Consider the following 22,582-nt stretch of genomic DNA (forward strand, 5'->3'; position numbering starts at 1 on the left):
TATGTATTATCACTCATATTGTACCATTTTTAAACTTTGTGGGAAAATGTCGACAAGTCACTAACTACGCTAAAACGATTAAAAATCATTAATGTAAAAGTGAATTTCTCACGATATTAAGTAACTCCAATCAGTTTTAGCATCAGTTAGATAACAACGGAGTTCACATAATGTTCGCAAATCCCATTAATCTAAAAAACAAAAAAAGAGACTCTCAAAAGTACTTTAACTTAAGAGACTCCTCTTTTTCTACCGATGACTATGCTTTTTTTTGTCCTTTGAACCAAACACAAAATATTGAATTAACATACTGAATGTACTAATTAGAATCGATGCGATAATGGCAGTTCCAAATCCATTTACTCGTAAGGCATCCCCTAATAAATAATCAGTAATTTCTAGCGTAAATGCATTAATAATAAACAGGAATAATCCCATTGTAAAAATGGTTACAGGTAAAGTGATTAAAATTAAGATTGGGCGAATAATTGTATTTAAGATTGATAACACCAACGCAGCAATGATAGCCGTTGGAATATTTTTTACATAAAAATCAGGTTGCAGAAATCCTGCAACTACAATAAATACTAAGCTATTAATAGCTAATGAAACTAACCATCTCATTTATTTCACGTCACCTTCTTCTGGAACAACAAATATCCAAATTAAATACACAAATAGAAGTGCCCCAAATCCTACGAAGAATAATATTACAAACAGTAAACGGATTAATGTACTGTCCAAATTAAAATACTTACCTAATCCACCACAAACACCTGCAAGCATAGAATCTTTAGAAGATCGATATAGTTTTTTCACAAAAATCTCCTCTCTATCGATACGCCCTCATTTTTTTATCATTACTAATTTTTCTATTTCATTATTTATTCTATGTTAAAACATTAAAGAAATGTGGACTACTTTTCAAGTAAAAGGTACTAAGGATGTCATTAAGTCCTACTTGTCAATTAATGACCAAATTTTCGTAAAAGGAGTTTAGTGAGCTTGATTTCCACTACAGTATTGACCGTTTTATAGATCAACATTCTGACAAAGAAAAAGAAGAATAGTTGATTTCCGTTTCAGAATGCTTGCTATCCAGCTAGTTCAACTGGAGTTGAGCACCCTTTTCGTTTCAATCAACTACTCTTTCACATTAAGATTCCATCACTGCTAATCTTTTTTCCATTCTAGCTTTGTCACGTTCTAATACTGCTTTTAAATACTTTCCTGTATGAGATGCTTCAACTTTACATAGCTTCTCTGGTGTACCAGTTGCTACGATCGTACCACCTTTGTCTCCACCTTCTGGTCCTAAATCGATTAGATGGTCGGCTGCTTTAATAACGTCTAAGTTATGTTCAATTACAAGAACAGTATCTCCATTATCTACTAGTCTTTGTAAAACAACTAATAATCGAGCAATATCATCAACATGAAGCCCTGTAGTAGGTTCATCTAATATATATAAAGTTCTTCCATTCGTACGTTTATGAAGCTCGGAAGCTAGTTTTACACGTTGTGCTTCTCCGCCAGATAAAGTCGTAGCAGGTTGTCCTAATGTAATATAACCTAAACCTACATCATTTAACGTTTGAAGTTTACGTTTTATCTTAGGAATATTTTCAAAGAATGAAACTGCATCCTCAACTGTCATATCTAAAACTTCAGAGATCGATTTATCTTTATACTTAACTTCTAAAGTTTCTCGATTATATCGTTTACCATGACAAACCTCACATGGTACGTAAACATCAGGTAAGAAATGCATTTCGATTTTTATTATTCCATCGCCTCGACATGCTTCACATCTACCACCTTTAACGTTGAAGCTAAAACGACCTTTCTTATAACCGCGAACCTTTGACTCATTCGTAGCGGCATATACATCTCGAATATCATCAAATACACCAGTATAAGTAGCCGGATTTGAACGAGGAGTACGACCAATTGGTGATTGATCAATATCAATAACCTTCTCCAATTGTTCAATCCCTTTTATTTCTTTATGCTCCCCTGGACGTACTTTCGATCCATTTAATTTTTGAGCTAATGATTTATATAAAATCTCATTAATTAATGTACTTTTCCCAGATCCTGATACACCCGTTACTGCAACGAATGTACCTAATGGGAATGAAGTTGATACATTTTTTAAATTGTTTTCTTTTGCTCCAACAATTTTAATTTCACGTCCGTCGCCTTTTCTACGCTCAAGCGGTACAGGAATAAACTTCTCACCCGATAAGTACTTCCCTGTTAATGAATTTTGATCATTCATTACTTCATTTGGCGTTCCTTGTGATATGACCTGTCCACCGTGAATACCAGCTCCCGGTCCGATATCAATTAAATAATCCGCTGCTAGCATCGTATCTTCATCATGTTCTACAACAATTAATGTATTTCCGATGTCTCTCATATTTAACAATGTTGAGATTAAACGATCATTATCACGTTGGTGTAATCCAATTGATGGCTCATCCAAAATATATAATACACCAGTTAATCTCGAACCAATTTGAGTCGCTAAACGAATCCTTTGAGCTTCTCCACCAGATAATGTACCTGCAGCTCGGTTCAATGTTAAATAATCTAAACCTACATTTACTAAAAAGCCTAAACGCTCTCTAATTTCTCGAAGGATTAGATTTGCAATTTTTTCTTGTTTTGGCGTTAAATCAAGCGATCCAAAAAAATCAAACGCTTCTTTAACTGACATTTTTGTTACTTCACCGACATGCAAGCCACCAATAAATACTGCAAGAGCCTCTTTTCTTAGACGATGCCCTTTACAAGTTGGACAATGTTGTTGCGCCATGTATTTTTCCATTTGCTCACGAATAAAATCTGAAGATGTTTCTTTAAAACGTCTTTCTACATTCGAAATTACCCCTTCAAATTCAATCATTGCTTCACGTACATGACCTTGCTCGTTATCATATTTAAAATAGATTTGTTCGCCATTACTACCATAAAGAATTTTATCTTGTAGATCTTTTGGTATGTCTTTAAATGGAATATTCATATCAATCCCGTAATGATTACATACACTTTCTAGTAATTGCGGATAATACATCGAGCTAATGGATTCCCACGGTGCTATAGCATTTTCTTTAAGAGTTAATTCATCATTTGGGATCACTAAGTTTATATCTACTTCTAATTTCGTTCCTAATCCATCACATGAATGACAAGCACCAAATGGGCTGTTAAACGAAAACATGCGTGGTTCTAATTCTCCAATTGAGAATCCACATAGTGGACATGCATGATGTTCACTAAAAAGTAATTCCTCTTCACCTATTACATCAATAATAACTCGACCTTCTCCTAGTTTTAATGCTGTTTCAAGAGAATCAGCTAGTCGAGATGCTACACCATCTTTTACAACAATACGGTCAATTACAACTTCGATTGAATGCTTCTTATTTTTCTCTAATTCTATTTCATCAGATACATCAAATAATTCACCGTCAACACGAACGCGCACAAACCCTTGTTTTTTAATTTCTTCAAATACTTTTACATGTGTACCTTTACGACCAGACACCACCGGAGCAAGCACTTGAATTTTCGTTCGTTCAGGATACTCCATTACACGATCTACCATTTGTTCAACTGTTTGAGAAGTAATTTCGATCCCATGATTTGGACAAATCGGCGTTCCAATACGAGCATAAAGAAGTCGCAAATAGTCGTAGATCTCTGTTACAGTACCAACTGTCGAACGAGGATTTCGGCTAGTCGTTTTTTGATCAATTGAAATCGCAGGTGAAAGTCCTTCGATTGAATCAACATCAGGTTTATCCATTTGACCTAAAAATTGACGAGCATACGCAGATAATGATTCTACATATCTGCGTTGACCTTCTGCATAAATCGTATCAAATGCTAGAGATGACTTACCTGATCCAGATAAACCAGTTACAACTACTAATTGATTACGAGGTATCGTAACATCAATATTTTTTAAGTTATGCGCTCTGGCCCCTTTAATGATTATTTCATTCATACTTTTCAAGTTCTTCACCTCTCAGACTTCAATTCTAATATTAAGTCACGAAGTTCTGTTGCTCGTTCAAAATCAAGCGCCTTCGCTGCGTCCTTCATTTCCATTTCAATTGATTGAATAAATAAATGACGTTCTTTTTTGTTCATTTTCTTATATTTAGCACTAATGCCGTTTTCATAAACTTCTTCTTCTTCAGCTACAGAAGTAGCACGAATCACATCACGTACTTGCTTAATAATTGTTTTAGGAGTAATTCCATGTTTTTTGTTATATTCTTCCTGAATCTCACGACGACGTTTTGTTTCATTAATCGCAATATCCATCGAATTTGTCATTTTATCAGCATACATAATAACATGACCATTTGAATTCCTTGCAGCTCGACCAATTGTTTGGATTAATGAACGTTCAGATCGTAAAAATCCTTCTTTATCTGCATCTAAAATGACAACTAATGAAACTTCAGGAATATCTATTCCTTCTCGTAAAAGGTTAATACCAATTAACACATCATATTTACCTAAACGAAGATCACGAATAATTTCAATTCGTTCAAGCGTTTTAATTTCAGAATGCAAATAGTTAACCTTAATACCGATTTCTTTCAAATAATCCGTTAAGTCTTCAGACATTTTCTTTGTTAGAGTAGTAATTAGTACTCTCTCATTTTTAGCAATACGATTACGAACTTCATCGATTAGATCATCAATTTGACCTTCAATCGGACGAACATCGATCGTTGGATCTAGTAGACCTGTTGGACGAATAATTTGCTCTACCTTCTCAGGACACAGTTCTAGCTCATAAGGTCCAGGTGTCGCAGTTACGTATATAGTTTGTTGCACTTTTTCCACAAACTCTGCAAATTTTAAAGGTCGATTATCCAAAGCAGAAGGCAGACGGAATCCATGATCTACTAATACTTGTTTTCGAGCTTGGTCACCGTTAAACATTCCTCGGATTTGCGGAACTGTAACATGTGACTCGTCAATCACCATTAAAAAATCTTCTGGAAAATAATCTAATAATGTATAAGGCGTAGAACCTGGTGGTCTCAGCGTTAGATGACGGGAATAGTTTTCAATTCCTGAACAAAATCCCATCTCGTTCATCATTTCTAAATCATATCTAGTTCGCTGCTCAAGCCTTTGAGCTTCTAGCAACTTACCGTTATCTCTCATTTCCTTTAAACGTTCTTCTAACTCAACTTCAATATTTTTAATGGCAATTTTCATTTTTTCTTCACGTGTAACGAAGTGGGAAGCCGGGAAAATTGCAACGTGTTCACGGTCACCTAAAATTTCGCCTGTTAATGCATCCACTTCTCTAATTCTCTCAATTTCATCACCAAAAAATTCCACACGAATACAGTGCTCATCACGTGATGCTGGGAATATTTCAACAACATCACCACGAACTCGGAATGTACCACGTGAGAAGTCAATATCATTACGCGCATACTGAATATCTACTAATTTATGTAATAGGTCGTCTCTACTAATTTCCATTCCAATACGAAGAGAACAAACTAATTCACGATATTCTTCCGGAGAACCTAAACCGTAAATACAAGAAACACTCGCTACAATAATGACATCCTTACGTTCAAAAAGGGAAGAAGTTGCAGAGTGACGTAACTTATCAATTTCATCATTAATACTTGAATCTTTTTCAATATAAGTATCCGTTTGAGGTACATAAGCTTCTGGCTGAAAATAATCATAGTAACTAACGAAATACTCAACTGCATTATTTGGAAAAAACTCTTTTAATTCACTATATAATTGCCCTGCTAATGTTTTATTGTGAGCAAATACTAATGTTGGTTTTCCTACTTCTTTAATTACATTTGAAATGGTAAACGTTTTTCCCGTACCTGTTGCACCTAATAAAACTTGATGCTCTTTACCATTTTTAACCCCATCAACTAACTGCTTAATCGCATTTGGCTGGTCACCTTGAGGTGAATAATTAGAAACTACCTCGAAATTCTGCTCCATCTTCCCCGCCTCCATTTCCAAAACATACCTATCCTTCTATTTTACCACAAAATTTTAAAAATCAATCAAAAACAGAACAAACGTACTTTAAAAAATAATCATCTTTACATAATATCGATGTTTAAGTACGAATTCAAGTAATTAAACTAGAACGTACATTCCTTAAGTGAAGGATGAGGTAAAAAAAGAACAGGAATAAAGAAAGAAGAAGGAGTAGGAAAAGATTTTATAACTTTCATAAAATCTTTTCCTATAACCCCTCTCTTTTCTTTTTCCTGCCCTACTTATTCAACCTTAAAATCATATATCTGTAATTTTTTTAATGCTTTACTAGCATTTTCTTTACTATTCTTTACTTCTATCTTACCTTCGAAAACACTTTGTCCATTTGCTAAGTCAATAATACTGAATTCTTTATTGCTTTTTTCTGGACCTTCTACATTATTCGTAATTGCGTACAGTTTTCCGTCAATGATTTTATAATTTGAAAGATTATTACCATTAATTTTAGAAGCAAGTACTGGTACACCTTCAACTTTTTTATTGTTAAGGTTATACTTTAATACTGAAAGATTTTTATCACCGTTCGTTATAAAATACAAGTTATCTTTATCAATGATTACATTACTCTGCTTCAATTGTTCTTTTTGTTCATTCGATAAATTTAAAGGTTCTTCTTTATCGGTTTCTAAATTAAATACGAATACTTCATTACTAATTTCTTCAGTTGTTGTTTCTCCATTCGTTTGAACTGTATCCTTTAGTTTTGACTTTTTGTAGACACTGAATTTAGAAGGAATCGTTTGATCTGATTCTGATATCGTATTTTGTAATTCAGTATGAGTGTGTGTCTTTTGGTCATTGGATGATTTATTAATCACTTTACGATCAACAATTTTCTTTTGGTTTACATTAATTCGATACATAACTAATTCAGTTTGATCGACATTTACATCTGATTTTGTATTATTATCTATCGTTTTATTTTGATAAGTAGTGACAACTAAATCTTTACCAATTAATTGTACATCCTCAACATCTATATACGAGTAGTTTTCTTCACCTGGGATATCAATTTTAAATGTATAACGATCTTTATTTTGAAGATCAAGGCCATCTATATACATTTTAAAATGATTATTTTGGTGTTCATAAGTACCACCCATTTTTCCACCTTTTACTTCAGCATGCCATGCAAAATCTTTATCGATATAAAATTGAGAAGAAGAAATTTTTCCGCGCATAAAGTTTCTTTCTTTCTTTTTTAAATCATTTAATTTCTTTAAATCATAGTATTCACTATCAAGTTCACTAAGAATTGAATTAGTATCTTTATATTCACTTCCGGCAGTAGTGATACTTAAGCCCCTACCTCCATCCTGACCGTATCCACCGCTAAGAACTAAATTTTTAACGTATTTCGTATCTCCATTTTCAGTCTTTAAGTAAAATTTAGGCAACTTACTTTCTGACATTGCTACTTTCGTAAAAAACGTACCTAGACTGATTGTTGTGACAACGGCTATTACTGCCAAATTACGATATCGCTTCATTCTAAACTCCTCCTTACACCGATACTTTGTTTTTTAATAAATATTTACTAAATAAGATTGAACCTGTAATGATGATTGTAAAAAGACCTATTTCCATATAAATCACTTCGCTTGGATAAAATGAGAAATCATTTCCAAAAACGTAAGATTGAATAATCTCTGGTATAAGAATTAAAACTACAATCGCCATAGCGTATAAAATCCCAAATAATATACCTTTCCAACGGTAACTACGTTCTAATAGAATGAATGTGAAAAGAGTAAACACTAAGCCCATTCCAATAAGATATCTAAAAATAAAATCAACAAAATTACTTGGTAAAATCATTTGAAAAATAGTAGGACCCATAACAAGATCTACTGTATTCATTTTTCCTAAAAGTTCGCTCGGCACGATTTGTTGAAATACATTTATTTCAATTGGTAAAAGTATTAGTTGAAAAGCCAGTAAACCCAGCACCATTATTAAGATCGTAGTCGCTTTAGCAAAATAAATTGTCATTCTTGAAGTTGGAAGCATAAATAAACGGTAAATAAATGTATTTTTCCCAAAATAATCTCTGTACCAAATGATAAATACATAGAACATCATTAATGCTATACATATAACAATTGGACCAATAAATAATGGATGATTAGCAACATGATTAAAGTTTAGCAATCCATTTGATGCAATGAATTCTTCCGTTGCTTTCATAGAGCTTGCGTAATTTGCATCATTCGCTGTGCTCATATAAGAAGACTTTACTAAAAACAAACTCACAAACTGTGAAATAGCTACAATAATAAGTAACCCTATATATAATTTAAAAAATCGATTAACTTCAAAATTAACTAGTTTTAAATAACGATTCACGATTGATACACCTCTCTCATTACATCCATAACTGATTTACCTTCTTCTAATCGTATTTCTTCTGTATAAAACTCTTTTAGAATTTCGCCGTTATCTAATAAAACGACCTTATCGATTAAATGCTCAATATCACTAATTTCATGCGTTGTTATAATCACGCCTCGATCCTCAATTAAGTGACTCGTAAAAACTTTTGCAATTTGTTCTCTACTAAACATATCGATACCAGAAAAAGGTTCATCCATTAGAACATAATCAACATCTAGTCCTAAACCAAAAAGTAAATTGGCTTTTGCAGCATTACCTTTTGAAAGCTCACCAAGTTTTTCATCTTCTTTTAAACGGAAAAATCCAAGTAATTCTTTTGCACGCTCTGGATTCCAATTCACATAAAAATCCTTCATAAACTGCATTGCTTCTCCAACTGTAAAACTAGGTAGCATTGTAAGTGTATCTGGAATAAACGTGATATTTTCGTACATTGTATGATTCATTTTCTTATCATCTATTAATATTTCACCGCGATCGATTGGCGTAATCCCCATAATTGCCTTCATCGTAGTAGACTTACCAACACCATTTATACCAATTAAACAAGTGATTTCTCCTTTATTTGCTGTGAAAGAAATATCACGTAAAACATTTTTACGGCCATATTTTTTTGAAACATTCTTTACTTGGATCATTTAAGCCTCTCCTTTCCCTTCTTCTTTTATCTTTTGTTCATAGTTTTGTTTCACCATTGTAAGTAACTCTTCAACCGGAACATTTATTACTTTAATTGAATCGACAAATTCATTTACAGCTTCCATAATTAATTCATTTCGTACACCATTTAACACTTTTATATCAGTCGTAATCTTACTAGGGAAATTTCGTTCAGTCGTAATCAATCCTTGTTCCTCCATTTCCTTGTATGCTTTTTGTACAGTATTTGGATTTATATTAAATTGAACAGCTAATTCTCTTCTTGATGGTATTTCTTGACCAGCTTCTAATAGTCTTTTGGCAATTTGTTGTTTAAAATGCCTAACGACCTGTAAATAAACGGGTTCACGGTTATTCACTATAAATTCCATCAATCCACCTCCTCGTTCTTAATACAATTTAATTAGCATGTGTGTGTACTACCTAGTTCATACACTTAATACATAACTCTGCGTATTACTCGATTAATACACCTTATACGTGTACTATACAGGTAATACACTGAAATTGTCAAACATAAAATTAAAAATACTAGATCTAATTGAACCGTTCCAATTAGTCTAGTATTTCTACACTATCGATATTTTCTTGATCTAATCATATACACAATCAGTGTACTAAATAAACAAATTACAAATCCTACCATAACAAAAATATTCAGTTGATCCATCGTTCCTTGTGAATTTTGTACAACTACCCAGATAAGGTATGCAATTATAATCATGAGTTCTAGCTTTAAAAATGACATCATTTGTAACACTAATTTGTATTGTTTCTCTGCATTTTCTTTTGTAATTTTTACGATATAATTATATTTTTGAGGAATTGTCTGAAGGCTAGAATTGACGAAATAAAGAATAAGCCCAAACCCCCATATAATGAAAATTGTCCATTTCGGGCCCCAATTATCGATATCTCCATTCACATTAAAATGCATTGGTATTTCACTTGGTAGCTTATGATAAGTCATCATTAAATAAGCTCCAGATAAAACGGTTATAAGTAGCGAAATCCCATTTATCCATTTTTGAAATGTTGTCTCTTTTATATTTAACGCTGGTTTGATTTCCATCCCAAACCACTCACTTTCTTAATTTAGTTTTTTTCGATCTTTTCGAACAACTAAAAAGTAAAAGAATACACTAGGCCAAGGGAATTGAATCATTCCTAACAGCCCCCATAACCAAGCTGAACGATTTCTCTTTTTAGCCTTTGTAAAAAGTGTGATACTTTGAGTTATTAAAATTGTAAAGACTAAAACTAATATGATAATATTTTCTGTTGTCCATTCCACTTTAGATCAACTCACTTTCAATTTTCTTTTTATCTCGTTTAAAAATAATTGGTAGAACAATAAAGCCTAAACCTTGAATAATAACAATGCTTACTGGTGCCTCTAATGCCATAAGAAGTGCCCCGATGAATAGACTGCATGCTACACAAATGAATACGATTAGTTCTTTAAGATTAATGGTTTTCTTTTTTTCCTGATGAACATTAAGTTTTTCTGTAATTGCACTGATTGAAGGTTCATGTACATTCGTTAATTCATCAAACTGCTTAAATGCTTTAACAATTTCTTCTTTATCCATCTTGCATTAACTCCTTTCTTAATTCCTTCATTCCATTATGAATTCTCGATTTAACCGTTCCTTCTCGAATTCCCATCATATTTCCAATTTCTTCGTTCGTATAGCCGTAGTAATGCTTTAATAATATGGCCGCTCGTACTTCCGACTTTAGCTTTTCAAAACCCTCCATAATATCACTCCACTCAAACCCTTTATAAGCCAACTTCCAATTTAAGGAACGTGATAATTCTACGGACTCATTTTTTTGCCAAAACCATTCACGCTTTTTCTTTCTTTGTTGATCTAAATAAAGTCTAGTAGCGATTGTAATTAGCCAAGTTGAAAATTTGGATTGGCCGTTGTATTTCTTTATATTGTCATAACCTTTCAGCATCGTGTCCTGCACTAAGTCTTCTGCTGTTTGTTGATTTAACGTCATCTTTAAAACGTATTTATATAAAAAGGAATAATGGATTTGAAAAAGTTTAGCAAATGCATCTTGGTCACCTTGCTGAGCATACTTTATAATTTCTAATTCATCTAATTCAGCCATTTCTTCCTCCTTCCTAGCTAACTTATTCAATAGTTATTTAGTTTTCATTTGTTATACGATTAGGTTCTGCAAATCGTTCATTTTTTAAATAAAAAAATCCTACCCAAGATTGGATAGGATCATTTTTTCAAATTAATATACTTTTACACTTCCTAATTTACTTTTATTTTTAGCTTGGTCAGTAGCATAAAATTTTAAAGTGGAACCCTTTGTCTGTGTTTTAATACTTATTTTATAATATCCACTTGAGTTTGCTGTACCTTTATTTAAATATTTACTTCCATTGTAAACATAAACAGTTGCATATTTTTCGGTCTTACCAGTAATGGTAGTTGTTTTAGAAGTTACTTTATTCATTACAGGTATAGCTGGTGGGATTCTATCCAAAACTGTAACAACTCTTGCACTACTCTTATTACCAGCTGGATCTGTAACAATTACAGAGATTTTTGTACCAGCACTCTGTCTAGGAATTGTAATTGTAAAAGAACCAGTACTTGATGATTTAGCCGACCCAATCATTTTGTTGTTAACAAATGCCGTAACAGTATAATTCGCTATCGTCTTCCCTTTTATTGAAGTGTGAGAATTCCACACCTCGTTCACACCTGGCATTGCAGGTGGCGTTTTATAAATATTTGAGATGGTAATAGATTTTGTCACTATATTTCCAGCAAGATCTTCTGCTTTAAAATAATAAGTACCGTTTTTAGTAATTAAATAGGGAACATCCGATCCATATAGTATGTCTGAACCTTTAATTATTTCCCCATTAGGCATTCTTATATATTTAATTCCCATATTATCAATAGCAGTAAAAAATATAGTTAAATCTGTTTTAATTGGTTTTGTTGTACCAGCCTTTATTGTTAGTTGTGGAATAATTGGGTCTATTATTTGTTCAAATTCAATTGAAGCATCGTATTGTTTAATTGAATTACCATTTTTAATTAGTACTTTAAACCGATGATTGCCTATAACATTATTTGAATACCATTTTAAAGTTGGATTAGAACTATAATCTTGGACAACCTTCCATTCTCCATAATCTAAACTGAGAAACATGTATTCAGGCTCAAATCCTCCACTTGTTTTTACTGTAAAACTATATTCTGATGGAGCATTTGTACTATCAAATTCTATATGATTGCTCATAGAAGGAGCTTCTGTTCGAAAATTCATTGTAATAGGATTATTTAACTTATTACCAAGATAGCCAGAAATTGCACTATTATCAATTATTAATTTATAGGATGTAATAGGCTCTAGGTCGTTTGGTTGTGATTGAATAGTTAGCTTCCCTTTTTTATCTGCATAAGTATGGATACTAACTAGTCCCTTTGGACCTACAAGGCTGATCCTCGTATTATTATCAAGAAAAATCGATTGATTAAATTTAAGCTCAATATAACCAAAAGTAGGGATACTATCCACCCCATCAAAAAATGGTCTTGTAGCATCATTTGTAAAATGATAAATGCTGTCTTTTAATTCAAGTGGTTCTGGACCATAGTTTTGAATAAACTCTAAATAATATTTTTCATCATTTTTATAAATAGCAAGCAAACCATTATTATAAAGTAACTTTTCAACTTTCACATCATTTTTAATTGAATAGAGATATTCATTAGACTTGCCTTTATATACATCAATTCCACTTTTATTACTTGCTGCAAAAGTCAGTTTTTCATTCTCATTAAATGCATAATCAGTATAATTTTCACCTAATTTAAATACATATTGCATATCCCCTGATTTTAATGGAGCAAGTTCAAATACATTTCCAGTACTTATATAAAATAGCCCACTTGGGGAAATTTTCGCATCTTTACTTAGCTCATAGTCCCCATGATATGGTGAATCATAGGAGCTTACAATATTCCCCTTATTTATTTCAAAGGCATGAATGTCAATTGGAGAATATAACGTACACAATGAATATAATTTCGAATCCTTAGAATCAAAATAAAGATTTGACTGTGTATCTATACTTGGTGAAAAAGAACTCACTACTTCCTTTTTATCGATAGAAGAGTACACCTTCAAACTTTGAAGTTGACCTGAACCTGGTGATACGTAAATATAACCATCATTGTCAATTGCTATATCATATGGATCGATATCAATATCAATCATCCCTATTAGTGAAAAATCTTGCGTATCAACTTCTGCTATTCCTCCAGTGTAAGGACTTCTATTATATGGATGATGATTCATCTTTAATTGAGTTACATATAATTTATCTTTATAAATCTCTATATGTTCTGAAGGGTTAGGTAAATCCAATGTCTTAATTTCACTAGTTTCGTAGTTTACTGCGTAAATCGTTTTACTCCCGAGTTTTGTTAGGTAAACTACAGGCTTATTTGGATCTATAGCAGAGTCAAATGGATTAAACCCTATTTCTATCGGAGCACTTGCTGCCTGTACGTTTTTAATTGATGGGCTTGTCATTATACTCGAAACAAGCAAGAGTATTATTACTAATAATGAAAAAAAACGCGTTCTCATTCAATTCCTCCACTATTTAAAAATTTATTAATAAAATTATAACAACTTTAATTATATTCTAAATAGTTCAATTTGTGATATCTAATGCAATAAAAAAGTGAAGGGAATCATCCCCTCACTTCAATGTGTAAACAAAATCCTAAAAAATGATAATCAGATTAAAATATTATTTAGGACGATCAATCGTAAACATTTCCCCAACTTTAGCATAGTCATTCCCTGCTAAACGGCTAACTGCTTTTAAGCCATCTGCATCTATACGTCCATTTTCATAAATTTCATCTTCTATATGAAAATAAACAACCTTGCCTATTAATAAGTCGCAAGCCTCATTATCTTTTCCTAATGGAATTGCCTGTTCTAAAATACATTCCATTCGAATTTTTGACTCTTTCACACCTGGAACTGAAACCATTACGCTTTCTACTGGTGTTAAGCCTGCTAATTCAATTTCACTTTCAGTAGGTGGCAATGCAGCTGCTGTTTTATTAATCGCTTCAACATTCGATTCATCAACGATATGAACGACGAACTCTTTTTTCTCTATCGCATTTCTAGCTGTATCTTTTTGTTTACCATTTTGTCGCTGAACAGATACAGAAATCATAGGTGGATTAGCCGTTACGATGTTGAAATAGCTAAATGGTGCACCATTTACTACATTCTCGTTTGATTCAGTTGTAACAAAAGCAATTGGTCTTGGAATAATACTACCAATTAAGAACTTATAATTATCACGATCACTTAAATCTGCTGGAGAAAAAGATTTCATCATTATTGCTTGCTCCTTAAAAGTTATTTTCGTACCAAACTGTTGCTGCTTCAATTTCCGATCTTGTTAGGCTATGCCCCATGTTTTCCCAATGAGTAACGACTTTTGCACCGGCACCCTCTAATAATGATGCTAATTCTTCTGTTTCTTGTGGTAAACAGATTGGATCATTTTTGCCTGCTCCAATGAAAACTGACACATCTTTCATATTTGGCAATTCTAAATCACGAATCGGTACCATTGGATGCAACAGCATTGCGCCATTAAATACATTTTCATAATGGAATAGTAGACTTCCAGCAATGTTTGCACCGTTTGAATAACCAATTGCGATCATATTGTTTGGATCAAATCCATGTTCCGCGGACGCTGATTCAATAAATTCTTTTAATTCTTTTGTACGGAAAACTAAATCTTCCATATCAAATACACCTTCAGCTAATCGCTTAAAAAAACGTGGCATTCCATTTTCACTTACATTTCCTCTTACTGATAATACAGAAGCTTCATCATCGATCATACCTGCAATTGGTAATAGATCAAGTTCATTCCCACCTGTACCATGTAATAATAAAAATGTTGGCTTCGATGGATTACTTCCTCTATTAAATACGTGTTTCATCGTCATTCTCCTTTCACTTCTCTAACAACAATTGGTTGCAAGTGATTTTCTATTATTTCACGATGTGGTTCCTGCCACTTTGGTAGCATTAACTGTTCTCCTAAATGTTCTATATCCTCATCAATCATAAATCCTGGTGGATCAGTTGCAATTTCAAATAATAACCCACCATTTTCACGAAAATAAATTGCGTTAAAATAATTTCGATCTTTTACTTCAGTAACTCCATAATGATTATCATATAATTTATGTTGCCATTTTACATGTTCTTCATCATTACTTGCTCTCCAAGCAATATGATGAACAGTTCCTACGCCCATAGCTCCTCTTCCTACTGCTGCTAATTCAATGTCTATAATATTTCCGATATCACTAGCAGCTTTAAAACGTAAATAGTTACCCTCTTGACCTAAACATTCTAATTCCATTACGTTTTCCAACAGTTCAGCTGTTTTATTTGGTGCTCCAGAATATAAAACTGCACCACCAAACCCTTTTATTGCTACATCCTTTGTAACACCATTAAATTCCCAAGTATTTTCCTGGCCAGCTTCCCTTTCTACTAATTCAAGCTGTAAGCCATGAAAGTCTTCAAATTGAAGAAATGTTTCACCAAATCGACTTACTTTTTTTGTTTGAATTTTAAAAGATGCTAAACGGTTTTCCCAAAATTCCATTGAGTTAGTTGGGATTAAGAATGTTGTGATTCCTACTTGCCCACTTCCTACTTTTCCTCTATATGCATTTGCCCAAGGGAAAAAAGTCATGATCGTCCCTGGTTTTGCAGTTTCGTCTCCAAAATAAAAGTGATACGTACCTGGATCATCAAAATTAATTGTTTTTTTCACAAAGCGTAAACCTAAAATCCCAACGTAAAAATCCATATTTTCTTGCGGATCTCCAACTATCGCAGTGATATGATGTATGCCTTTCATTTTCTCCATAACCTTTCCTCCGTTCTAATTCATTTTTTATTTAATTTCCTTAATAAAGTAAGTAATTGTAATTGCTCTTCTTCCGTTAATTTGCTGAATTGAGCTTGTTGAAACTCATCTTGTGAAGGTACGATTTCTTCATACATTTTTTGACCTATCTCTGTTAAAGAGAGATATTTGTTTTTCCATTCTACTTCTCTTTTAATCCACTGAAGCTCTTCCATTTTCTTTAATAGATGAGTCACATTTCCTTTTGTAACAACTAATTTATCGGCTAATTCTTGCTGAGTAAGACGCTTATTTCTCCCCACATGGACAATTACATCAAATTGAGCAGTCGTCAGACCCCATTTTTTCAATTGATTATTTGATTCTCTAACATTTTTAAGATAAAAACGAGCTAATCGAAACCAAAGTAATACTGCTAAATTTTTTGATTTGTTTGCAGAAGCTTCATTATGACTATTTAACATTTATGCACCTCTTTGATCGATCTTGTTATCAATTTAATGCTAAACTGATAACTTTGCAAGTAGATTGTTTGAAGTAAATAAAAACCTGTTTTCAATAAAAGAAAAGAACGATGATCTCCACTTTAGGATAACTCTTTGTGGCGACTCCTACGTCTCCTCGCCCGCAATCTTTCCTCTTTCATTATTTCTTTCAACAGTCTTAAATTCCCTTTAATTTCCTTCTTTTATTCTTTTTTAATTAGTGATGATATAATTATGTTTAATTTTCAATAACTAGAAAGACAGGTAAAATAGATGAAAAAAAGACTACTGAAAATAAGTGCAAGTATTCTAATTTTGTTTCTTATCTTATTTGGATTGTACAAGCTAATGAATGCAAGATCTTTTCAGCTTTTTGGGGGATTAACAAATGAAGTACACACTAACCAAAAAGTAGTTGCTTTAACGTTTGATGATGGGCCAACTAAAAAAGTAGATGAGATTCTACCACTTTTAGATCAATACAATGCAAAAGCTACATTTTTTCTAATCGGGAATGAAATTGAAAAGAATCCAGAAGAAGCTAAAAAAATAGTGGATGCAGGACAACAGGTTGGAAACCATACTTATTCTCATGACAGAATGGTACTAAAATCACCTTCATTTATCAAAAATGAAATTGAAAAGACAGATAAACTAATTCGAAAAGCTGGCTATACAGGGGAAATTGAGTTCCGTCCACCAAATGGGAAAAAACTATTCGGCTTACCGTATTACATGCATAAACATAACCGAGAAACGATTACATGGAATTTAGAGCCAGATACTTTTTACACAAATCCTCAAGACAAAATAAACTATGTAAAGAACAATATTAAATCAGGCTCAATTATTTTAATTCATCCGATGTATGATAAAACTGGAAAAGAATTAGCAACGATTAAGGGGATATTGGATTTATTATCGAAAGATGGATATAAATTTGTGACAGTGAAAGAGCTCCAAAAATTACAAAAAGACAAGTAGCATCATGCTCCTTGTCTTTTTGTATCTATTGATTAACGATTTTCTTCTAATAGTCCTGGTTTAATAGATAATTTAATACTTAAACTAAAGACTACGACTCCTAACACAGTGCCAAATGTATTTAATAATAAATCATCAATGTCGCATGATCGATAATTATATCCAAGAAAAAATCCAGTGTGGTTCCTTGGATTATTTCAATCCCTAAACTTATAGTAAAACCAACTAATATCGTTTTACTTTTCATGATCTTCGGATAAAGAACTTGCAAAGCAAATCCTAATGACATAAATAAGAGAATTTTTCCGCCAACTTGCTTTAGAGCAATTGAAAAAGATCCATATCTTATTGAATCTACAACTACTTTAAAAGGGACAAAATTATTTGTATATCCCAGGTGATCCTCAATCATGACTTGAATTAGATAGTTCTGATAAGGAAATGGGAATAAAGTAAAATCCACGAGACAAGTAATGTAGATTCCAAAGATTATCCAATATAAATATTTTAGTAGAGAATCTATAACCGAAATATAAAATGATTAAAGTCATGATAAAGATACTAGGATATAAATAATTTAACAATGCTTTCACCTTCCAAGGAATATGTAACACTCCCGAAGTGATTTTACATTTTTTTCCAACAGATAATATACTATATCAAAATTACTATTTTTTATATAGCCCATCTAATCATTTTTGATGTTTTCCATATACAAATGAACTAAATGTAAAAACTTTGAATATTACTTGAAAAAAAATCCAAAATAATACTGGTACATTTTGAAAACATTTCAAAGGAGACATCTAGATGAAGAAACAATTACTAAAATTTACATCTCTATTTTTATGTTTTGCACTTGTTTTATCCCCTATTAAATCCAGTGCAGAGCAAGTAGATACACGAGCTCATGGAAGATGCATAAGTAACTCGGCATGTAATTTCAAAGCAGATATGAGAAAGCTTTGGATGGATCATTTAATATGGACTAGTAAGTATATTGTTAGTGCTGTTGCTGGAATGCCAGATAAGGATGTAGTACTTGCAAGACTCTTAAGAAATCAACAAGATATTGGGAATGCAATTAAACCATATTATGGTGCTGCCGCTGGAGATCAACTTGCTAAATTACTTACCGACCACATTGTAATCGCTGGTAAGATTATTGATGCTGCGAAAGCAAACGATATGGCAACTTTAAAAACATTGAACGACACTTGGTTTAAAAATGCAGATGATATTGCAGCACTTTTAAGTAAAGCAAATCCAAATTGGACAAATCAAGCTTTAAAAGACTTACTATATACACATTTAAAAATGGTAACTAATGAAGCTGTAACTAGAATAAAAATGGACTGGGACGGAAATGTAAAAGCATTTGATGTTGGTCTTCAACATATGATCCCTATAGCTGATACAATTTCTTCAGGCATTATTAAGCAATTCCCGAATAAATTTAAATCTTAAACAAACGTTTGATTAATTAACAAAAAAGATGAATTTAGCGCTAAACTAAATTCATCTTTTTTCTGCTTATTTTAAATCATGCAATCTTTCCATGATCCGTCTTTTTTTATAAAGCATTCTACCAGCCTCGCCAACATCTTCAATTGCTTGTTTATTTACATATGCACCAAATATTAAACCTGCAATTGGAACCATCTGAAATAGCTTTTTCCATCCCATGTTATCACGATATGTATAAAAAACTTCTCTCCAACCTTCAATTTGAGAAAAGGCTTTTTTTCCTTCAATATTTGTTAATTCTTCTAATATCGCCTTTTTACCGACTATATCAGCAGATGTAAATTGTAAGCATTTAATAATGAATACTCTCTCCATTTGATCATTTGGATCATAACCATAAGAAATTGCTATTTCTTGAAGTGTCTTTAATGTAAGTCCTAATAAGATTGGGATATCGATCGCAATTGTAAACATTCCACCAAAACCTGTTGTCGCTCCTTGGACCTTTGCAAATTGTTTACGACTAGCAATAAAATCATTCGAAACACGATCCATTTGCTCAAGACTAAGTTGATTGACCATTTCAATTTCGGTTAGTTCTTCAATAGAAAGCTCCTTACCCATCCTAGTTAGAGTTGAAGGAACACTAACTAAATATTGACCACCAGCATTCACATACTTAGATAGCTCATCTAAAATAATTCCGATCTTATCGTGAATGAACTTAGGTGTAATTTTATCCAAGATCATAAATGGAATTCTACCGATTTTCTCCCAAAAAAATACGCTTTTCTGATCATTTTCCCATTTTTCAATTTCATTAAGCTGCGTTATTAGATACTCTTTCGTTTCCATAAACACTCCTAAAATTTTTAATCTAAACATAGTAACTACTAAAACTATAAAGCTTTTTGTGAAAAAAACCAAAAATAAAAAGGGGCTATCCCATAAGCCCTTTATGAGTTAAGATATTTCATCTTTCTTACTCATGAATATCTTATGAGTTACTAAATCTCTTCTTTTTGCTGTTTTACTTACTCATGAACACCTTATGAGTTACTAAATCTCTTTTTTCCTGCTTATATAAAAACAAGGAATCCCATAAAAAGTGGGACCCCCTGTTCTAATGTTTAAAATGTTCCTAGTACTCAACTAAAAAATCTTATTTTTTCAGGATTTCGAAGCATATAAATACTTCGATAACGGTCTCCTTCTATTTCAAAACAAATTACGGTTGGCTCTTCGCCTTCACTTTTAACAATTAAACCAATTTGATTATTGATCAAAACAATTTCAGTTTCGGATGGAGAGTTAATTTTCTTCCTTACACCAACAAGGAATGCAATAACATTTTTCTGTAGATTGATTGGACGAAGAGCAGCCTTCGTTTTGCCACCGGCATCTGTAATAAGTACGATATCTTCTGTTAAAAGTGATATTAGTATATCTAAATTACCTGTTTCCGCAGCTTCAATAAATCGTTTTGCAATGGCTAGCTCTTGATTTAGATTTCGTTTTTCAACTACATCCTTACTTTGGACTTTGCGCTTAAGTCTGCTGAATATTTTACGGCAATTCAATTCGGTCTTATTTAAAATAGTTGCGATTGTACGGAAGTCAAACTGAAAGGCTTCACGTAATACAAATACTGCTCTTTCGGTTGGATTTAACTGTTCAAGTAAAACTAAAAATGCATAGGTTATCGTTTCATCTAAAATCATCTTTTCCATTGGATCATCAGGTAATTTTTGAACAATTGGTTCCGGAAGCCAAGGTCCTATATATACTTCGCGCTTTTTTTTTGAGGATTTTAATAAATCCAAGCAACGATTTGTCATTATTTTACATAAGAATGACTTTATATTATCCGGCTCTTCTTTTGTGATGGACTGATTCATCTTTTGAACTGTGAGAAAAGTATCCTGTACCAAATCCTCCGAATCCTCAACCGATCCTAGCATACTATATCCGATTGAAAATAAAAGTGGCTTATATTGAGAATATAGATAGTCTACTTCCATGAAGTATCTTCTCCTCTATTTTAAATTAGTTGAAGTTCAAGCTTCTCATTTATTAGTTTAGTAGCATTTTTAACACTTGTTAGAGATGCATTTAATAGAAGTTCTGTCTCCCCTACCCAGTCTCCTGCAATATAAATGCCTTCCAAGCCAATATCACTATTTGATAAATGATTATCCAATTTATGAAATGGCTTTTTTATGTCGTTAGAAACTATAAGATTAGGAAGATAGCGTCGTGAAATTACATAGTCTCTCCAACCTGGTTGAAGTACATCAAGCAAACCTTCTAGTTCTTCCTCATCTTTTGCAGAATCTGTTTCGTTGACCGAGTTTAAATATTTCATTAGATGAACTACTATTTCGCCTTCTTTATTCGATAATTTAGCTACTGATGAATGATTTGAAAAATACCATGGTTGATCAACACCTAAAGCAAAGTTGAGTTTTGGATTTGGTAAACCTTTCATGACAAGGTCCAGGCATGCAGCTTTTACCGGAATCATTTGATTACATCTTTGTAAAAATGAATCTGAAATTGGCTCATCTATTAACTTAACTAAATCATTCGGATTAATTGTCGATAACAAACAGCTGGTGTTGATTCTAGTATCATTTTTCAAGATAAGATTTATGTTTGGATAAGAGCCAGTAATTTTAGATACTACTGTACTATTTTGAATTGTAACACCAAGTTGATTCGCCTTTTTGATTAGGTCGTTAACAATTGATTGCCATCCTTCGTCTATATACAATACTTTCGCACTACGAAGCTGACCTATTGCCACTCCGGCACTTATTATTTCAGAATTACTAGTAAATGTAGATACGCGTATAAAGGCTAAAATTAAATTCTTTACACGACCACTTGTTACTTTACTATTTAAATATTCTTCTAAACTAATATGATTGATTTCATCCAAATCCATTTTACGAATATGTCGGTAAAATCGAATAAATTCCATTTTTTCTTTCCATTTTAAATGATTACCTAAAAATAAATTAAATGCACCGATTATTTTCATTTGATTAGATTGATCTCCAAGAATAAATGCACCACTCAATTTTGGAAGATTACCAGATACATTAACACCTACTTCATTTAAAATTTCGATACAGTTTGTATATAATGCGTGAGCTCCAAGATTTAAATGTGCATCGCCAATTGTATTCGAAATACCTCTTCCACCTAATTTAGATGCTTTATCCAATAGAAGTACTTTCTTACCTGCTTGAGCTAAGTAAATCGCTGCAGTTAACCCAGCAATACCACCACCTAATACAGTAACATCCCATTTTTGATGACCATCTATTTGATTTAAGTTCATAATATTATCTCTCCCTTTCTTTTTCTTCACTAATTAAGACGAATGAAATACAAAAAATGTGACATATAGTAGAGCAGGTCTAAGAAAAATAATTTTTTAGGCTTCGGACGGGCTTATTTCACTTCTGTCGAATAGTCAAAAAATGAATCACATAAAATTACTTTGACAGATAGAGTAATAATTGTTAATATTACT

The 22,582-nt window shown here is 32.5% G+C and carries 24 protein-coding genes; 2 read left to right on the forward strand and 22 right to left on the reverse strand.

The features are described from left to right. Positions 1-249: 249 nt before the first annotated feature. From COJ46_RS07005 to COJ46_RS07085, 17 genes are all read right to left on the reverse strand, one after another. Entirely contained in the window at positions 250-624 is a 375-nt protein-coding gene (locus COJ46_RS07005) for a phage holin family protein (protein ID WP_097973554.1), read from the reverse strand. Next, entirely contained in the window at positions 625-819 is a 195-nt protein-coding gene (locus COJ46_RS24420; protein ID WP_025568734.1) for a PspC domain-containing protein, read from the reverse strand. Between the two features lie 337 nt (positions 820-1,156). After that, complete coding sequence (gene uvrA / locus COJ46_RS07015; protein ID WP_097973597.1) at positions 1,157-4,015, reverse strand: excinuclease ABC subunit UvrA; 2,859 nt, start codon at positions 4,013-4,015, stop codon at positions 1,157-1,159. A gap of 14 nt (positions 4,016-4,029) precedes the next feature. After that, positions 4,030-6,015: an excinuclease ABC subunit UvrB gene (gene uvrB, locus COJ46_RS07020; protein WP_097973556.1), complete on the reverse strand. Its 1,986-nt coding sequence runs from the start codon at positions 6,013-6,015 to the stop codon at positions 4,030-4,032. Positions 6,016-6,299: 284 nt separating this feature from the next. Further along, a complete protein-coding gene (locus COJ46_RS07025) occupies positions 6,300-7,568 on the reverse strand; it encodes a hypothetical protein (RefSeq protein ID WP_097973558.1) in 1,269 nt (422 codons plus the stop codon). A gap of 13 nt (positions 7,569-7,581) precedes the next feature. Then, positions 7,582-8,424, reverse strand: coding sequence for a hypothetical protein (locus COJ46_RS07030; RefSeq protein WP_098565800.1), 843 nt, complete (start codon positions 8,422-8,424; stop codon positions 7,582-7,584). Next, on the reverse strand, positions 8,421-9,110 hold the full coding sequence (locus tag COJ46_RS07035) for an ABC transporter ATP-binding protein (RefSeq protein WP_098232005.1): 690 nt from the start codon (positions 9,108-9,110) through the stop codon (positions 8,421-8,423). The genes COJ46_RS07030 and COJ46_RS07035 overlap by 4 nt, the downstream gene beginning before the upstream one ends. Then, positions 9,111-9,503, reverse strand: coding sequence for a GntR family transcriptional regulator (locus COJ46_RS07040; protein WP_025568295.1), 393 nt, complete (start codon positions 9,501-9,503; stop codon positions 9,111-9,113). A gap of 203 nt (positions 9,504-9,706) precedes the next feature. Then, positions 9,707-10,204 (reverse strand): DUF1648 domain-containing protein, encoded by a 498-nt coding sequence (locus COJ46_RS07045; RefSeq protein WP_098565801.1) that lies wholly within the window; start codon positions 10,202-10,204, stop codon positions 9,707-9,709. Between the two features lie 18 nt (positions 10,205-10,222). Continuing rightward, positions 10,223-10,426 (reverse strand): transcriptional regulator, encoded by a 204-nt coding sequence (locus COJ46_RS07050; RefSeq protein WP_286133408.1) that lies wholly within the window; start codon positions 10,424-10,426, stop codon positions 10,223-10,225. Position 10,427: 1 nt separating this feature from the next. Further along, entirely contained in the window at positions 10,428-10,724 is a 297-nt protein-coding gene (locus COJ46_RS07055) for a DUF5345 family protein (RefSeq protein ID WP_098565802.1), read from the reverse strand. Then, on the reverse strand, positions 10,717-11,256 hold the full coding sequence (gene sigY / locus COJ46_RS07060) for an RNA polymerase sigma factor SigY (RefSeq protein WP_097973566.1): 540 nt from the start codon (positions 11,254-11,256) through the stop codon (positions 10,717-10,719). Before sigY ends, COJ46_RS07055 begins: the two co-directional genes overlap by 8 nt. Before the next feature lie 132 nt (positions 11,257-11,388). Continuing rightward, complete coding sequence (locus COJ46_RS07065) at positions 11,389-13,767, reverse strand: Ig-like domain-containing protein (RefSeq protein WP_098565803.1); 2,379 nt, start codon at positions 13,765-13,767, stop codon at positions 11,389-11,391. A 166-nt stretch (positions 13,768-13,933) separates the two neighbouring features. Next, on the reverse strand, positions 13,934-14,539 hold the full coding sequence (locus COJ46_RS07070; protein WP_098565843.1) for a flavin reductase family protein: 606 nt from the start codon (positions 14,537-14,539) through the stop codon (positions 13,934-13,936). A gap of 16 nt (positions 14,540-14,555) precedes the next feature. After that, a complete protein-coding gene (locus tag COJ46_RS07075) occupies positions 14,556-15,161 on the reverse strand; it encodes an alpha/beta hydrolase (protein ID WP_097973569.1) in 606 nt (201 codons plus the stop codon). A 2-nt stretch (positions 15,162-15,163) separates the two neighbouring features. Further along, on the reverse strand, positions 15,164-16,105 hold the full coding sequence (locus tag COJ46_RS07080; protein WP_097973570.1) for a ring-cleaving dioxygenase: 942 nt from the start codon (positions 16,103-16,105) through the stop codon (positions 15,164-15,166). Positions 16,106-16,125: 20 nt separating this feature from the next. Then, a complete protein-coding gene (locus COJ46_RS07085; RefSeq protein ID WP_097973571.1) occupies positions 16,126-16,569 on the reverse strand; it encodes a MarR family winged helix-turn-helix transcriptional regulator in 444 nt (147 codons plus the stop codon). Between the two features lie 294 nt (positions 16,570-16,863). On the opposite strand from COJ46_RS07085, the gene COJ46_RS07090 reads away from it, so the two are divergent. Continuing rightward, positions 16,864-17,574, forward strand: coding sequence for a polysaccharide deacetylase family protein (locus tag COJ46_RS07090; protein WP_098565804.1), 711 nt, complete (start codon positions 16,864-16,866; stop codon positions 17,572-17,574). Between the two features lie 32 nt (positions 17,575-17,606). Here COJ46_RS07090 and COJ46_RS25230 read toward each other — a convergent pair whose 3' ends face one another. Next, positions 17,607-17,714 (reverse strand): hypothetical protein, encoded by a 108-nt coding sequence (locus tag COJ46_RS25230; RefSeq protein ID WP_141437750.1) that lies wholly within the window; start codon positions 17,712-17,714, stop codon positions 17,607-17,609. Further along, positions 17,696-18,106, reverse strand: a complete 411-nt coding sequence (locus COJ46_RS25235; protein WP_098565805.1) for a VanZ family protein — start codon at positions 18,104-18,106, stop codon at positions 17,696-17,698. Before COJ46_RS25235 ends, COJ46_RS25230 begins: the two co-directional genes overlap by 19 nt. A gap of 278 nt (positions 18,107-18,384) precedes the next feature. On the opposite strand from COJ46_RS25235, the gene COJ46_RS07100 reads away from it, so the two are divergent. Beyond that, positions 18,385-19,041: a glycosyltransferase gene (locus COJ46_RS07100; protein WP_097973576.1), complete on the forward strand. Its 657-nt coding sequence runs from the start codon at positions 18,385-18,387 to the stop codon at positions 19,039-19,041. A gap of 66 nt (positions 19,042-19,107) precedes the next feature. Here COJ46_RS07100 and COJ46_RS07105 read toward each other — a convergent pair whose 3' ends face one another. From COJ46_RS07105 to COJ46_RS07115, 3 genes are all read right to left on the reverse strand, one after another. Continuing rightward, positions 19,108-19,896 carry an EcsC family protein gene (locus tag COJ46_RS07105; RefSeq protein ID WP_098565806.1) on the reverse strand — a complete coding sequence of 263 codons (789 nt, stop codon included), beginning with the start codon at positions 19,894-19,896 and terminating at the stop codon, positions 19,108-19,110. 293 nt (positions 19,897-20,189) lie between these two features. Then, complete coding sequence (sigJ, locus tag COJ46_RS07110) at positions 20,190-21,062, reverse strand: RNA polymerase sigma factor SigJ (protein ID WP_097973580.1); 873 nt, start codon at positions 21,060-21,062, stop codon at positions 20,190-20,192. Between the two features lie 20 nt (positions 21,063-21,082). Continuing rightward, complete coding sequence (locus tag COJ46_RS07115; protein ID WP_097973582.1) at positions 21,083-22,387, reverse strand: phytoene desaturase family protein; 1,305 nt, start codon at positions 22,385-22,387, stop codon at positions 21,083-21,085. Positions 22,388-22,582: the final 195 nt, after the last annotated feature.

This window comes from Bacillus sp. AFS077874, assembly GCF_002566505.1.
In the GTDB taxonomy this organism is placed as follows: Bacteria; Bacillota; Bacilli; order Bacillales; family Bacillaceae_G; genus Gottfriedia.

Bases quoted from the DNA above. Each gene is read 5' to 3' on its own strand.
- COJ46_RS07035 (WP_098232005.1), bottom strand. From the start codon at position 9,110: ATGATCCAAGTAAAGAATGTTTCAAAAAAATATGGCCGTAAAAATGTT.
- COJ46_RS07005 (WP_097973554.1), bottom strand. From the start codon at position 624: ATGAGATGGTTAGTTTCATTAGCTATTAATAGCTTAGTATTTATTGTA.
- uvrB (WP_097973556.1), bottom strand. From the start codon at position 6,015: ATGGAGCAGAATTTCGAGGTAGTTTCTAATTATTCACCTCAAGGTGAC.
- COJ46_RS07025 (WP_097973558.1), bottom strand. From the start codon at position 7,568: ATGAAGCGATATCGTAATTTGGCAGTAATAGCCGTTGTCACAACAATC.
- COJ46_RS07105 (WP_098565806.1), bottom strand. From the start codon at position 19,896: ATGGAAACGAAAGAGTATCTAATAACGCAGCTTAATGAAATTGAAAAA.
- sigJ (WP_097973580.1), bottom strand. From the start codon at position 21,062: ATGGAAGTAGACTATCTATATTCTCAATATAAGCCACTTTTATTTTCA.
- COJ46_RS07055 (WP_098565802.1), bottom strand. From the start codon at position 10,724: ATGGATAAAGAAGAAATTGTTAAAGCATTTAAGCAGTTTGATGAATTA.
- COJ46_RS07075 (WP_097973569.1), bottom strand. From the start codon at position 15,161: ATGAAACACGTATTTAATAGAGGAAGTAATCCATCGAAGCCAACATTT.
- COJ46_RS07100 (WP_097973576.1), top strand. From the start codon at position 18,385: ATGAAGAAACAATTACTAAAATTTACATCTCTATTTTTATGTTTTGCA.
- COJ46_RS07065 (WP_098565803.1), bottom strand. From the start codon at position 13,767: ATGAGAACGCGTTTTTTTTCATTATTAGTAATAATACTCTTGCTTGTT.
- uvrA (WP_097973597.1), bottom strand. From the start codon at position 4,015: ATGAATGAAATAATCATTAAAGGGGCCAGAGCGCATAACTTAAAAAAT.
- sigY (WP_097973566.1), bottom strand. From the start codon at position 11,256: ATGGCTGAATTAGATGAATTAGAAATTATAAAGTATGCTCAGCAAGGT.
- COJ46_RS07115 (WP_097973582.1), bottom strand. From the start codon at position 22,387: ATGAACTTAAATCAAATAGATGGTCATCAAAAATGGGATGTTACTGTA.
- COJ46_RS07045 (WP_098565801.1), bottom strand. From the start codon at position 10,204: ATGGAAATCAAACCAGCGTTAAATATAAAAGAGACAACATTTCAAAAA.
- COJ46_RS07080 (WP_097973570.1), bottom strand. From the start codon at position 16,105: ATGGAGAAAATGAAAGGCATACATCATATCACTGCGATAGTTGGAGAT.
- COJ46_RS07070 (WP_098565843.1), bottom strand. From the start codon at position 14,539: ATGAAATCTTTTTCTCCAGCAGATTTAAGTGATCGTGATAATTATAAG.
- COJ46_RS07085 (WP_097973571.1), bottom strand. From the start codon at position 16,569: ATGTTAAATAGTCATAATGAAGCTTCTGCAAACAAATCAAAAAATTTA.
- COJ46_RS07040 (WP_025568295.1), bottom strand. From the start codon at position 9,503: ATGGAATTTATAGTGAATAACCGTGAACCCGTTTATTTACAGGTCGTT.
- COJ46_RS07090 (WP_098565804.1), top strand. From the start codon at position 16,864: ATGAAAAAAAGACTACTGAAAATAAGTGCAAGTATTCTAATTTTGTTT.